The 13,370-nt window shown below is 73.1% G+C and carries 9 protein-coding genes; 3 read left to right on the forward strand and 6 right to left on the reverse strand.

The window, feature by feature from the left end; genetic code table 11:
* Positions 1-374: 374 nt before the first annotated feature.
* The 3 genes from eccE to AB0959_RS43050 all read left to right on the forward strand — a co-directional run bounded on the left by eccE (position 375) and on the right by AB0959_RS43050 (position 5,700).
* Entirely contained in the window at positions 375-1,700 is a 1,326-nt protein-coding gene (eccE, locus tag AB0959_RS43040) for a type VII secretion protein EccE (protein ID WP_366832306.1), read from the forward strand.
* Positions 1,700-2,551, forward strand: coding sequence for a hypothetical protein (locus AB0959_RS43045; protein WP_366832307.1), 852 nt, complete (start codon positions 1,700-1,702; stop codon positions 2,549-2,551). Before eccE ends, AB0959_RS43045 begins: the two co-directional genes overlap by 1 nt.
* A 224-nt stretch (positions 2,552-2,775) precedes the next feature.
* Entirely contained in the window at positions 2,776-5,700 is a 2,925-nt protein-coding gene (locus tag AB0959_RS43050) for an SCO5717 family growth-regulating ATPase (protein ID WP_366832308.1), read from the forward strand.
* A 168-nt stretch (positions 5,701-5,868) separates the two neighbouring features.
* On the opposite strand, the gene AB0959_RS43055 is transcribed toward AB0959_RS43050, so the two are convergent.
* From AB0959_RS43055 to AB0959_RS43080, 6 genes are all read right to left on the reverse strand, one after another.
* Entirely contained in the window at positions 5,869-6,102 is a 234-nt protein-coding gene (locus AB0959_RS43055; RefSeq protein WP_366832309.1) for a DUF397 domain-containing protein, read from the reverse strand.
* A gap of 61 nt (positions 6,103-6,163) precedes the next feature.
* The gene (locus AB0959_RS43060) at positions 6,164-7,120 is read right to left on the reverse strand and encodes a bifunctional riboflavin kinase/FAD synthetase (protein ID WP_366832310.1); all 957 of its coding nucleotides are present in this window, start codon (positions 7,118-7,120) and stop codon (positions 6,164-6,166) included.
* Positions 7,121-7,273: 153 nt separating this feature from the next.
* Entirely contained in the window at positions 7,274-10,990 is a 3,717-nt protein-coding gene (locus AB0959_RS43065) for a trypsin-like peptidase domain-containing protein (RefSeq protein WP_366832311.1), read from the reverse strand.
* A gap of 238 nt (positions 10,991-11,228) precedes the next feature.
* The gene (truB, locus tag AB0959_RS43070) at positions 11,229-12,152 is read right to left on the reverse strand and encodes a tRNA pseudouridine(55) synthase TruB (RefSeq protein WP_366832312.1); all 924 of its coding nucleotides are present in this window, start codon (positions 12,150-12,152) and stop codon (positions 11,229-11,231) included.
* Complete coding sequence (gene rbfA, locus AB0959_RS43075; RefSeq protein ID WP_366832313.1) at positions 12,149-12,595, reverse strand: 30S ribosome-binding factor RbfA; 447 nt, start codon at positions 12,593-12,595, stop codon at positions 12,149-12,151. The genes truB and rbfA overlap by 4 nt, the downstream gene beginning before the upstream one ends.
* A 56-nt stretch (positions 12,596-12,651) precedes the next feature.
* Positions 12,652-12,945, reverse strand: coding sequence for a DUF503 domain-containing protein (locus AB0959_RS43080; RefSeq protein WP_366832314.1), 294 nt, complete (start codon positions 12,943-12,945; stop codon positions 12,652-12,654).
* Between the last annotated feature and the right edge of the window lie 425 nt (positions 12,946-13,370).

Raw genomic sequence — 13,370 nt, forward strand, 5'->3', positions numbered from 1 at the left:
CCCGACGTTCTCGATGTCGTTCTTCTCGAAGTCGTTGGCGGTACCCGACGTTGACGTTGGTGAGCACGCACGCGCAGGCGCAGGGACCTACTATGCACTGCGCCGCATGGCGACGACCCATCAGGTGTCCGGCCGCCCCCGCATCTTCACAGAGCTTCACCACAGCGCTCCACCACGCGGGCTCCCTCCGTGAAAGGCTGGCCACCTGGGGTTTCGGTGTCCCCTGTGTCGCCCCACGAGCAGCAGCGGGTACCGTGAGCCCCTCGCATGGATGACGTGGGCCATCGGCGCCCCTGGCCTCGTCGCCGGGATCTGCGACGCAGTATCCCTGAACGACGTACGGCCACCACTTCGCGAAAGGGATGTCCCGGGGGATGAGCAGCGCTACGAGCACTCGGCGCGATCGCCGCGCACAGCAGCCACAGGGGGGTTCGGGCCGCAGACGCTCCTCACGCCCGCCGGCTCCCACACCGACCGCCGCGTCGCCGCGCACGCTGCCCCGCCCCGGCGGTCTGGGCCCGGTACGCCTGCAGCAGCTCATTCTCGTCGAGCTCGCGGCCGCCGTGATGCTGGCGGCCTGGGTCACCGACGTGTCCTGGCTGCTGGCCCCGGCCGGTGCCGTGGCCGCGCTGCTGCTGCTCCTGGCGGTGCTGCGCCGGGGTCGCCGGCCGCTGCCCGAGTGGTACGACACGACGCGCGCGCTGAGGCAGCGCCGGCGTGACGCCAAGCAGCCCGTGCCGCCCGGCACCGACGCCATGCTGGCCCCCGTCGTGGAATGCGACCCCGCCCTGCGGACGTACAGCTTCGTCTCCCGCGACGACCGCTCGATCGGCATGATCGGTGACGGGACCTTCCTGACCACCGTGCTCTTCGTGCAGCCTGCGGACCTGCCGCTGCGTCCCGAATCCGCCGGGCGGCAGCTGCCGCTGCAGCTGATCCAGGACGCCCTGGAGGTCGACGGGATCCGTCTCGCGTCCGCGCAGGTCGTGCAGCACACCCAGCCCGCGCCCGCGCCGCACCTGCCCGAGCAGTCGATCGCCGCCCGGTCGTACGGTCCCCTGCAGGCGCAGGCCGGCTCTCCCGCGCTCCGGCTCACCTGGGTCGCCCTCAAGCTCGACCCGGAGGTGTGCCCGGAGGCGGTCAAGGCGCGCGGAGACGGCGTTCCCGGTACCCAGCGCGCACTGCTGCGGGTGGCGGACCAGCTCGCGAGCCGGCTGGCCGGAGCCGGCTTCAAGGCGACCATCCTGGACGAGAACGAGCTGGTACAGGCGCTCGCGACGTCCAGCTGCCTCAACCCCCGGGCCAACGCGCAGCACGCCCAGGACGGGCGGCCGAGTCAGCGCCGTACGGTCGAGTCGGTGCGGACCTGGCGGGTAGACGACCGGTACCACACCACGTACTGGCTGTCCCGCTGGCCGCAGTTGGGGCAGGGCGGGGTGGCGCTGCCGGAGCTGATCACGCGGTTCACCTCGCTCCCGGTGCTCGCCACGACGTTCAGCGTAACTCTGAGCAAGGCCGGCAGCCGGGGTGTCGCCCTCACCGGGCACATCCGTGTCACCGCCCGTGGTGACAGCGAACTGGGCCAGGTGGGACGCGAGTTGGAGCGGGCCGCGAGTGCCGCGAAGGCCGGTCTGGTACGCCTCGACCGGGAGCAGGTTCCCGGAGCCCTCGCCACTTTGCCGCTCGGAGGTACGTACTGATGTCCCACCCCGCTTCGACCATGCCCCCGGGACAGGGACAGCAGGGCCGGGCCGCCTCGGGGCGTACGCCGGCGCACGTGGCCTCGCCCACCGACACCGGAATGATCCCCATCATCCGGCAGCCCCAGCCGGGGCAGCAGCAACGGCGCATCTTCAGCCCGGGGTTCGGGCTGCGCGGGCCCCGCCGGAACCGTCATGTCGTCACCGCCGACGAACTCGCGGCGATCAGCATGCCGATCGGCGACGACGGCGTGATCATCGGCACCGACCCGGAGTCGCACCCGGCCGTGCTCGGCCTGTCCCGTCCGACCTCCTTCGACGCCGTGATCGTGGGCGGTCTCTGGCTCGCCCAGGTGCTGGCGCTGCGCGCCGCCGCGACGGGCGCCCGCGTGGGCGTGGAGACCGGCCGTCCGCAGGCCTGGCAGCAACTCGCCCAGGCGGCGGGCGGCGGCCAGCAGTGCGTGACGGTCTATCCGGTGGGACGGGTGCCCGCACAGGGCCCCTCCGTCTCCAGCCCGGTGGTGCTGATCCGGGACTGCGGCATCCGCCCGCCGCGCGGGCGGGTGAGCTCCGTGCCGTGGCAGGCCGTGGTGACCCTCCTGCCGTTCGTCAGTGAGCACGCGCCGCGTTGGCTGGCCCAGGCCGATCTGGTCGGTATCCAGCGCATCTCGCCCCAGGAGACGGAGGTCGTACGCGACACCCTGGGCATCCCGGACGAGAATCTGCAGCACCTGCCGACCCTGCATGACGGCGTCGCCCTGTGGTGCACCCGCAAGCACCGCAAGTTCGTCATGACCGAACCCACGGACGCGGAGACGGGCCTGCTCGGCGTGGCCCGTCGTATGGACTGACGCGTCGTCGTTTCCAGGAGGTGCTCCATGAGGTGTCCTGGAGGTGCTCCTTGAGGGCCGGAGGGCGGACCGGCTGAGCCCATGGGTGCTTTTCCGTACCGCGATGCGAGTGATTAGTCTTCTGGTGAGGCGGTGACGATCGCAGCCGCGTGGGACTTGCCACCCGGTCCGCCCGGCCGCGACGACGACCAACTCAGCAACAGTGGCTGACCAGGAGGCATGCAGTGAACAGGGATCGGTCCGAGTACAACGGCGGCAGCCCGTCCTCGGACGGGGACGAGCCCGAGGTGGATCTGACAGGCGAGTTCGAGATCGTCTACACGCCGCCCGCCTGGTACGCGCAAAGTACGGGTGGTTCCGCTTCCGGCGGACAGCAGGACGCCGGTCAGTCACCACCACCGCCGAGCGGGCCGCCCGTCGGGTCACCCCCCGGTCCGCCCAACGGACCGCCAGGCGTCGCTCCGTCGCAGCCTCCGGCCGCGCAGACTCCCCCGCCGCAGGCTCCCGTTCCGGCACAGCCGCCCGCCCAGGGCGCCCCCCAGCAGCCCGCGCAGGGTGCGGCGCCCGGCACGGGTCAGCACGACACGGGACAGCACGGTACGGGTGGCTACGGGTTCCCGCAGCAGCAGTCCGGTCAGCAGTCCGGTCAGCAGTCCGGTCCGGGCGCTCCCCCGGCGACCGGCGGATACGGCTACCCCCAGCAGCAGGCGCCGGCCCAGCCGCCCGTCTCACCGGGGTTCCCCGTGCTGCGGCCGGTCGACGAGGACGCTCAGGGTGCCCCGCCCCAGGCCGGCACCCCGGCGGCGGGCGTCCCCGTGCCCTCGACCCCGCCGGCCGGCGTCCCCGTGCAGCACACCCCTGAACAGCCCGCCCCGGAGCAGCCGGTGGGCGAGTTCAACCACGCCGCCGCCGACGCCGAGGCGGCGAGGCTGTTCGGCGGTGCCGACGAGGAGCCGGAGGAGGAGCACGGCGCCGAGGCGGAGTCGGGCGACTCGGCCGGGTCCGTGTCCGGCACCGACACCGGTGGCGACGAGACCGCGGACGTCCAGTCCGACGCGGGGTCCCCCGCACAGCCCGAGGCCGCGCCCGCCACGGCGGAGGCACAGCCGGAGGCAGCGGCCCCCGCGGAGCCGGCGCCCGCCGCTCCCCCTCCCGCGCCCGCCGCACAGGGACAGCCGCCGCAGGCACAGCCTCCCGCCCAGCCCCATGCCGCGCCCCAGGGCGACCAGGCGCTCCCTCCGCTGCCGCAGGGCTACGTGCCCGCGCAGGCGCCCGTCCAGGGAGGACAGCAGCAGGCGGGGCACCCGGACCAGCAGGCCGCGGCCGCCGCACAGGCAGCCGGGTACGGCTACCCCCAGGTCCCCGGGCAGCCCGCGGCGCAGCCGCAGTACCAGACGCCTCCGCAGGGCACGTTCGGCCCCGCCCAGCCGCAGCAGCCCGGTTACCCGACGCAGGGCGGCCAGCAGGCACCGGCCGACCCGCGGCAGGCGCACCAGCCGGCACAGCCCCAGCCTCTGCCCCAGCCCCCTCACCCGCAGGCCGCCGGTTACGGCTACCCGCAGCAGGCGCCCCAGCCCGGGCAGCCTCACCCGGGACAGCCGCAGGCGCAGCCCGGACAGCCCCAGCCCGGTCAGCCGCAGGCCGCCGGATACGGCTACCCGCAGGCCCCCGGCCAGCCCCCCGCGCAGCCGCAACCACAACCGCAGCCGCCCGCGCAGCCCGGCTACGGCTACCCGCCCCAGCAGCCCGGTTACGGCTACCCACAGCCCGGTCAGCCGCAGCAGCAGGCACCCCAGCAGCAGCCTCCGGCCGAGCCCCAGCAGGCGCAGCCCCAGCCTCAGCAGGCACCCCAACAGCAGCCCCCGGCGCAGCCCACCCCCTACGGCAACCAGGGCAATCAGGGCAACCAGGGCTGGTCCGCTCCGCCCGGTCCCCAGGCCGGGCCCGGTGCTCCTCAGCAGCAGCAGGCCGCTCCCGGAACTCCGCTCGGTTACAACGCCGCCGTGGAGCTGTCCTCGGACCGGCTGCTGCGCAACCAGCCGAAGGCCCGCAAGAACAACCAGGGCCCGTCGCGCTTCAAGCTCGGCGCCAAGAAGGAGGCGGCGGAGCGGGAGCGGAAGCTGAGTCTGATCCGCACGCCGGTGATGTCCTGCTACCGGATCGCGGTCATCAGCCTCAAGGGCGGCGTCGGCAAGACGACGACGACCATGGCGCTCGGCGCCACGCTCGCCACCGAGCGCCAGGACAAGATCCTGGCGATCGACGCCAACCCCGACGCCGGCACGCTCGGGCGACGGGTGCGGCGCGAGACGGGCGCCACCATCCGCGACCTGGTGCAGGCGATCCCGCAGCTCAACAGCTACATGGACATCCGCCGCTTCACCTCGCAGGCGCCCTCGGGTCTCGAGATCATCGCCAACGACGTGGACCCGGCGGTCTCCACCACCTTCAACGACGAGGACTACCGCAGCGCGCTCGACGTGCTGGGACGGCAGTACCCGATCATCCTCACCGACTCGGGTACCGGTCTGCTCTACAGCGCGATGCGGGGAGTCCTCGACCTCGCCCACCAGTTGATCATTATCTCCACTCCCTCGGTGGACGGTGCGAGCAGTGCCTCGACCACGCTGGACTGGCTGTCGGCGAACGGGTTCGCCGACCTCGTCCAGCGGTCGATCACCGTGATCTCCGGTGTCCGCGAGACGGGCAAGATGATCAAGGTTGAGGACATCGTCGCGCACTTCGAGACCCGCTGCCGCGGTGTCGTCGTGATCCCGTTCGACGAGCACCTCGCGGCGGGTGCCGAGGTGGACCTCGACATGATGCGTCCCAAGACGCGTGAGGCCTACTTCGACCTGGCCTCTGTCATCGCCGAGGACATCGCCCGTACGCAGCAGGGCTTCGGCAACCCGCACATGGGGTACCAGCAGCCGCAGCAGGGCTACGCACCCCAACAGCAGCAGCCCCAGCATCCGCAGCAACCCCAGCAGCCCTACGCCCAGCCAGGCGGCACCCCTCAGCCGGGGCAGGGCTGGGGCCAGCCCCCGCAGCAGCCCGGACCGGGCCAGGGATGGCAGCAGCAGCCGCCCCAGGACCCGCCGCCGAACCAGCCGCAGCAGGGCTCGGTACCGCCGGGCTGGACGCAGTAGTTCGGGACGCGGCAGCCGGACGCGGTAGGAGCGGACGGTCGGTCGGTCGGTAACGCCAATCGATAACGCCAAGGGGCCGGCACCTTCACGGTGCCGGCCCCTGGCGTTCGCGTACGTCGCAACCGCGAGAGCACGCGAGAGCAGATGCCCCCGGTATCGCTACTGGTATCACTGCTGCAGGTCGAACTCCCCGTCCCGCGCGCCGAGTACGAACGCCCGCCACTCGGCCGCGGTGTAGCGCAGCACCGTGTCGGGGTCCGCGGAGTTCCGCATCGCGACGGCACCGCCGTCGAGATAGGCGATCTCGACCCGCTCGTCCTGGGGCCCGTCGGGCGAGCCGACCCACTCGACGCCACTGATGTCCATGGCGTACAGCGCTTCCTTCTCCTGCTCGGTCGCCACCGGGTGCACTCTCCGTTCAACTGACCTTACGGACAGGGAGATTCTACAAACCGGGCAGACCTCAGGCGGGACCTTCGGCGGCCTCGACCAGCTCACGGCAGCGCTTCACGTCGCCCGCCATCGCCTCGAGGAGCGCCTCCAGCGAGTCGAACTTCTGCTGCCCGCGCACGAAGGCGAGGAAGTCGACGGCGACGTGCAGGCCGTACAGGTCGAGGCCGACCCGGTCGATGGCGTACGCCTCCACGGTCCGCTCGGTGCCGTCGAACTGCGGGTTCGTGCCGACGGAGATGGCGGCCGGCATGGCCTCGCCCTCGACGTGCAGCCACCCCGCGTAGACACCGTCGGCGGGGATGGCGGTGTGCGGGAGCGTCTCCACATTGGCCGTGGGGAAGCCCAGTTCGCGGCCGCGCTGCGCGCCTCGTACGACGATGCCCTCGACCCGGTGCGGGCGGCCGAGGATCTCGCCGGCGCCCTCGACGTCCCCTTCGGCCACCAGCCGCCGGGTCAGGGTCGAGGAGAAGGGCTGCCCGCCGCCCGCCTCACCGGTGACGTACAGGTCGACGACCTCGATCTCGAAGTCGTACGTCTTGCCCTGCTCGGCGAGGAACGCGACGTTGCCGGCCGCCTTGTGGCCGAAGCGGAAGTTCGGGCCCTCGACGACGGCCTTGGCGTGCAGCTTGTCGACCAGGACCTTGACCACGAAGTCGGCCGGCGACAGCTTCGAGAACTCCGTCGTGAAGGGGAGGATGAGCACCGCGTCCACACCCAGCTCCGTCATCAGCTCGGCACGGCGGTGGTGCGGGGCGAGCAGCGGCGGGTGGCTGCCCGGCCGGACGACCTCGCTGGGATGCGGGTCGAAGGTCACGACCACGGACGGGACGCCCAGCTCGCGGGCGCGGTCCACGGCGTGCCTGATGATCAGCTGGTGGCCACGGTGGACCCCGTCGTAGGAGCCGATGGTGACGACGCTGCGCCCCCAGTCCTGGGGGATGTCCTCCAAGCCACGCCAGCGCTGCACTGTGCCTGCTCCTTGTCGAAAACTGGTCGAACCCGTGTCCGTGGTTGCCGCGTACGCAGCTCTAAGGGTGCCATGCCGGGCGCCGCCGCCCCGCATCGGCATGGGGGCTGTGACGGGTGGCACGCGTAGAGTGACGGACGTCGTACGGTCGGCTCAGGCGGGGACCCGTACCCCCGCGAGGTTCTCGATCATCCGGCGAGCGCTCGGGCCGACCACCGCTGCCCAGTCCGCCGGCGAGGCGCTGAGCCATCCCGCCATCTGGGCCGCGAAGCCCGGGACGTGGCGGGCGAGGTCCACGAGCCCTCGGTCGAAGCGGGTGGCGCCCTCGGGGGTGCGGACGAGGAGCAGGCCCGTACGGCGTACGAGCTCGCGGAACGACGGTCCGACGCCACGGCCCGCTCCGCCCACCGCGGCGCGCAGCACCGCCTCCAGCACGACCGGGTCCCTCTCGCTCGCCAGCAGCAGGTCCAGCAGCTCGCGCCGCAGCCCGCCCGAGTCCGGGGTGTCCGGCACGGCGAGGACAGCGGCGAGTGCCGCCCGCACCCGCGCGGGACCGCCGGCCAGCAGCCCGGCGACCAGCGGGAACAGCACCTCGCGCGGGGCGGGCCCGTGCTCCAGCCGCCGGTCGACGTACTCGGCCACGTGCGCCGCGGTCTCCGGGCGCGACTCCACGACCTCGCGGACGAGGACGGCGACCTGGCGGGCGAGGACGGGTGTGGTCACGTCGGCCAGGGTCCGCAGGACCTCGGCCGAGTCCGGCCGAGGGGAGCGCAGCCGCGACCGGAACGCGTCCAGCACCTGGTCCGCGTGCGTGGCGAACGCGGGGACGAGCGCACTCGCCGGCAGCTGCGGGTCGCCCGCCACGAAGCGCTCCAGGGCCTGCGGGAGGTGGCGGGAGCGCGTCCGTGTGTCCCGGACGAGGAGGGCGAGCGCACCGCCGTGCAGGGTGGCGTCGGCGGGGCGGCCCAGCAGGGCGAGCGCGGCGTAGCGGAGGAGCTCGCGGTCGGCCTCCGTGCGCACGTGCTCCGCGGCCAGCAGGGCGTACGTGAGGGCCGCCACCCGCCGCGCCGGGCGCTCGTCGTGGGCCCAGCGGTCGACGGCGCGGCACACCGCCGAGGGTTCCTCCTCCGCGAGGAAGGCGAGGAGTTCGTCTCCTCGCCGGTGCGCGCTGTCGGCGAGCGTCTCCGTCAGGTCGTCCAGGGCGTGGCGCCGGTGGGTGTGCAGCAGCGCCTGCGCGGCCGTGGCCACGGTCGCGTCGGGGGTCGCGGCGAGGGGGCGGTCGTCGGAGAACCAGCGGGTGAGGTGAGGCTGTACGGCGGCGGGGGCGGCGGCCAGGAGCCGTGAGGCGGCGTCCAGGAAGCGGGGGCCCTCGCCCGTGGGCGGGTCGGCGACGACGAGGCGGCGCAGCAGGTCGAGCCGTTCCCCCTCGGGCAGGGGCAGCGCCTCCCAGAAGTCCGGCCCGAACTCCCCCGGCAGGCCACGACCCTGGGCCCGCCACAGGACGATCCAGTCGGTGAGCAGCCGGAGCAGTCCGAGGTGGGCGAGGGCGTCGGGCACGCGCTGGAGGGTCTCGGCGACCAGGTGCGTGGCCCACCAGGTGGGGTCGTCGTGCCGCGCGGGCCGCTCCGGGAGGAGGGCGTCCACCGCTAGGAGCAACGCCTCCAGACGGTGGGCGAGTTCGAGCGGTCCGTCCTCGCGCTCGAGGTGGAGCAGGGCCTGGACGACGGGGCCGATGCGGTGGCGGGGGACGGGGAGGGCTGGGGTGCCGTCGGGGGTGGGGATGTCGTCGGGGGTGGGGGTGCCCATCGGCTTCTGGGTGCCGGACCGGTCGCCGCCCCGGATTCCATCCCGGTTTGCGTTCCGGTTGCCGTACACGAGCGCGTTCAGCGCCGCGTCGAGGTCCAGGTGCGCGCCCTGGATCCAGTCGGCGAGTTCCTCGTGGGCGAAGCGGTAGCCGGTGCCCGCGGGGACGAGCAGGCCCTCGGTGAGCACGGCGGAGGCCCAGCCGGTGGTTCCGCCGAGCCGCCGCCCCGGTACGGGTCCCCAGGGGAACACGGACGCGAAGGACGCCTGGTCCAACTCGCCCTGGCCCGGCCCCAGGCAGCGCCGTGCGGCCTCGTGCACCTGGCCGGCGACCTGGGCCGCGAGGCGTCGTACGGCCGTGCCGCGCAGGTCGTTCTCGGCGGCGAGCCGTTCGGCGACGCGCAGGCACATCAGGTCCAGGTGGGCCGAGAAGACGTCGTGGCGGTCGACAGGGCCGTCCGGGGGGTCGGGGAGGGCGGCCCGGATCTCCGAGAGGAGGCTGAGGGTGAGGGGGTGCCGGGCGTCCCTCTCCGTGAGGGCGCCTTCGGGGATGCCGTAGCGTTCGCGGGCTTGACGGGCCTCATCGTGGTGGAGGTCGCCGAGGCGGATGCGGGGTGGGGGTTCGCGTCGGGGGTTGTCGCCCCCGCCGCCCCTACCCGTCCCATCACTGGGGGCTGCGCCCCCAGGCCCCCCAGTCGGTGGCCGGCGTGGGTGGATGGCGTGCGGGTGGGCGGGTTGTTCGTCGGCCTGAAAGGCCTCGTCCTCAAACGCCGGACGGGCTGAAGGGTGCTGGACCGGGCTGTAGGGGCCGGCCACCTGCTCCCAGTGCTCCTCCCAGTACTCCTCCCCGCAGGCAACCACGAGTTGGACGCCCGTGGTGCGCAGCCAGTCGGTCGTTCCCTCGGTCCACTCGTGGAGGCGGTGGGCGAGGGTGGGGGGCATCTCCTCTGGGTTGTCGAGGAGCAGGAGCAGGGGGCGGCCGGCGGACCGGGCGAGGCGGGCCAGGCGCTCGGGGGTGATGTCGCCGAGTTCGCCGCCGTAGTCCCCCGGCGGCACCACGGCGGACGGGAGCCCTTCGCCCGCTCGCGACGCCGCCACGATCCGGCCCGCCCGCCGCAGTGCCCGCCTGGCCGCGTCCTCGACCGACTCGTCGGCGTCACGCAGGTCTGCGCCGCGCAACCAGAGCGTGGGCGCCGGTTCCGGGCCGCGGGCGCGTCGCCCGGCGAGGGCGGCCAGTTCCGTGGTGCGGCCGCTGCCGGGGGCGCCGACGAGTCCCAGGACGGTGGAGTTTCCGTCGGTGAACGCCGCGAACTCCCGGGCGACGTCGGCGCGTTCGACCGGGTCCACGGTCGTCGAGGGCCCTTCCGAGCCCACCGAGGTGGCCGTGAGCTCCAGGACCCCCGCCAGGTTGAGGTCGGGTCCGTACGCGGGCACCGTCGCCGCGTTGCGCGCCAGCAGCTCCCCCAGCGGCCCGTCGGTGGCCTCCCGCAGCGGAACCGCGAAGCCGGCCGCGCCGTGCTCCGTGCGCAACGCGGTGCCCAGCACACCGATCACGGTGCCGGTCGTGGCGTCGAGCACGGGCCCGCCGGCCGCCCCGCCGCCCGGGCGCAACGCGTCACGGCCGGCCGTGCCGATCGCCAACTCCAGGGCTCCGCCGAGGAGGTGGGAGTCGTCCCGGGCCGTGTACGTCACGTCGGCGGCGCCCAGCACCCGCGCCTCACGCCATCCGCCGGCGGCGATCCGCACGTACGTACCCGTCTCGACCGCGTCCCGCACGGTGATGGGCAGCGGTGCCAGGCCGAGCCCGTGGGTGCGGACGAGCGCGAGATCGAGTGCGGGCAGAGGGGTCACCTCGTCGGCGGTCGCCGCGAAGGTGCGGCCGCCGGGGGCCCGGAGCACCAGCCGGTCCAGTCCGTCGACCGCTTCGTGGCTGGTCAGCACCGTGCCGTTCTGGTCTGCCACGAAACCCGTACCGCGCGATCGTCCGGCCGGGTCGAAGATCCGCACCAGGATCTCGTCCCGTGTCTCCCGGCCGTCGTACGCTGCCTGACGGCCTTGCCCGCCCATGCCTGAACCTCCCCGACCTCCCCGCCGTGCACTGCTTCCGACGGTAGGCACACGAAGATCAGCGGAACAGATCGCCGGGCGAACGCGCCCCCTTCCACCCCCTCGGTTCACTCCGAGCGCCTGCTCGTTGGGGTGAATAGCCGGGGGTGGATGGATACACCCTTGGGTGGGGGAACCGAGGGGGGACCGTGGAGCGGCGGGATGGAGTCCCCGTGTTCGCCGCTCCACGGGACGGGTGTCAGCCGAACACGGCCACGCTCTTCGCCTTGCCCTTCAGTTCCTCCACCAGGGCCAGGAACCGCCCCTCCGGGTCGAAGACGGCCACGGGGCCACTGCCCGCGTACTCGTCGGGCATGTCGAGGCGTACGCCGTTGAGCAGCAGGCGGGCTCGCCTGGTGTCCACGTCCCACCGGGGGAACGCGGCCGCGGCGGCCTCGGCGACGGGCATGACGGCGAGCTCCTTCTGGAGCTGGTCCAGCGTCCTCGCGGAGTCCAGCTTGTACGGTCCCACGCGCGTCCGGCGCAGCGCGGTGAGGTGGCCGCCCACGCCGAGGTCGGCGCCCAGGTCGCGGGCGAGCGCCCGGATGTACGTGCCGGACGAGCAGACCACGGAGACGATCAGGTCGAGCACGGGGGTGCCGTCCTCGGCGACCGCTTCACGGACGTCGTGCACGGCGAAGGACGAGACCGTCACCGGGCGGGCCGGGATGTCGAAGTCCTCGCCCTCGCGTGCCCGCTTGTAGGACCGCACACCGTCGATCTTGATGGCGCTGACCTTCGACGGCACCTGCATGATGTCGCCGCTCAGTTTGGCGATGCCGGCGTCGACGTCGTCCCGGGTGACCCGGGAGGCGTCCGTCGCGGAGGTGATCTCCCCTTCGGCGTCGTCCGTGACCGTGTTCTGTCCCAGGCGGATCGTGCCGAGGTACTCCTTCTCCGTCAGCGCGAGGTGGCCGAGGAGCTTGGTCGCCTTCTCGACTCCGAGGACGAGCACGCCGGTCGCCATCGGGTCGAGGGTGCCGGCGTGCCCGACGCGGCGGGTCTTCGCGATGCCGCGCATCTTGGCGACGACGTCGTGCGAAGTGAAGCCCGACGGCTTGTCGACGATGACAAGGCCGTCGGGCGTGGTGGTCTTCCGGGGCTTCCCGGTCTTCTGCGTCATTCGGCGATGTCGTCCTCGTCCTCGCCCGGCTTCCGGTACGGGTCCGCCTCGCCGGCGTACTTCGCGCCGGACGCGGCTTCGCGCACCGCCTCGTCGGAGGCCCGCGCCTTGTCGAGGAGGTCGTCGATGGTCTTGGCGTTGTCCGGGAGGGCGTCCGCGACGAAGGCGAGGGTGGGCGTGAACTTCACGCCCGCGGCCCGGCCGACCTCGGAGCGGAGGATGCCCTTGGCGCTCTCCAGTCCGGCGGCCACGGCCTGCCGCTCCTCCTCGTCCCCGTACACGGTGTAGAAGACGGTCGCCTCCCGCAGATCACCCGTCACCCGGGTGTCCGTGATGGTGACGTGGGAGCCGAGCCGCGGGTCCTTGATCCCTCGCTGCAGCTTCTGGGCCACCACCTCTCGGATGAGGTCCGCCAGCCTCTTCGCCCGCGCGTTGTCGGCCACTGGTCCGTCTCCTCGTTCTTCCTGCTGTTCTGTGGTCCTGCGTTACGTGATGTCGTTCAGTCGTCCTCGCCGTGGAAACGGCGCCGCACCGAGAGCAGCTCCACCTCCGGGCGGCCCGCGACGAGTCGCTCGCACTGGTCCAGTACGTCGGTCAGGTGCCCCGCGTCGCCCGAGACCACCGCCAGGCCGATGCCTGCCCGGCGGTGCAGGTTCATATGGTCGACCTCGGCGGCACTCACCGCGAACCTGCGTTGGAGCTCCGCGACGATCGGGCGGACGACGGAGCGCTTCTCCTTCAGCGAGTGGACGTCGCCGAGCAGGAGGTCGAAGGACAGAGTCCCCACATACATGTGTGCCCGGATGACCCGCCGGTACGGGATCGGTGGCCCTGCCATCCGTGTGGGGCAGGACACCAGAACCGTACATCGAACGGTGCGGGTGGCTCGACGGGATTTGTTCTCGCCCCCGCCGCCCCTACCCGTCCCATCCTGTCCCTGGAGGCTCCGCCCCCAGACCCCCGGGTGGGTGGGTGTCTGGGGTGGGTGGGTTGGGTGCGGGTGAGTGGGGGCTGGTCGCGCAGTTCCCCGCGCCTTTGAAAAACCGGGCAGTCCCCCGCGCTTCTGAAGACCGCCGGTCTCCCGTGTCCCTGAAGACCCGCCGTGGGCGGCGGGGCCGGGCGGAGAGGACATGTCCGTCAGAAAGAGCGCCCCCCCGCCCACCCCAGAAAGAGCGCCCGCGGGGGGGGGAAGAACCGGGGCGGCGGGGGGGGGTGGTA

The sequence above is a fragment of the Streptomyces sp. NPDC046862 genome, from assembly GCF_040704615.1.
Classification (GTDB): Bacteria; Actinomycetota; Actinomycetes; order Streptomycetales; family Streptomycetaceae; genus Streptomyces.

Coding starts and splice junctions, on each gene's coding strand:
- eccE (WP_366832306.1), top strand. CDS start 375: ATGAGCAGCGCTACGAGCACTCGGCGCGATCGCCGCGCACAGCAGCCA.
- AB0959_RS43045 (WP_366832307.1), top strand. CDS start 1,700: ATGTCCCACCCCGCTTCGACCATGCCCCCGGGACAGGGACAGCAGGGC.
- AB0959_RS43065 (WP_366832311.1), bottom strand. CDS start 10,990: ATGGGCGGGCAAGGCCGTCAGGCAGCGTACGACGGCCGGGAGACACGG.
- truB (WP_366832312.1), bottom strand. CDS start 12,152: ATGACGCAGAAGACCGGGAAGCCCCGGAAGACCACCACGCCCGACGGC.
- AB0959_RS43080 (WP_366832314.1), bottom strand. CDS start 12,945: ATGTATGTGGGGACTCTGTCCTTCGACCTCCTGCTCGGCGACGTCCAC.